This is a genomic window from Acinetobacter sp. WCHAc060042 (assembly GCF_003231195.1).
Lineage (GTDB): Bacteria > Pseudomonadota > Gammaproteobacteria > Pseudomonadales > Moraxellaceae > Acinetobacter.
On record NZ_QKVN01000147.1, the window covers coordinates 1 to 340 of the forward strand.

1 pseudogene is annotated in these 340 nt (G+C 45.6%); it reads right to left on the minus strand.

Features of this window, described 5'->3' with window-relative positions:
* Positions 1-4: 4 nt before the first annotated feature.
* Positions 5-340 (minus strand): annotated as a pseudogene (locus DPG01_RS18655) (elongation factor Tu); the annotation flags it as partial.

The following is a 340-nucleotide window of genomic DNA, read 5'->3' on the forward strand; positions in this document are numbered from 1 at the left end:
ATGATTATGCAGTTACTTTAGCAACTACACCAGCACCAACTGTACGACCACCTTCACGGATCGCAAAACGTAGACCTGGGTCCATTGCGATTGGGTGGATTAATTCTACTGACATCTCAACGTTGTCACCAGGCATTACCATTTCTACGCCATCTTGTAGTTTGATCGCGCCAGTTACGTCAGTTGTACGGAAGTAGAACTGTGGACGGTAACCGTTAAGGAATGGAGTGTGACGACCACCTTCTTCTTTAGAAAGTACGTATACTTCTGCATCGAATTTAGTGTGCGGCTTGATTGTACCTGGTTTAGCAAGTACTTGACCACGTTGTACGTCTTCACG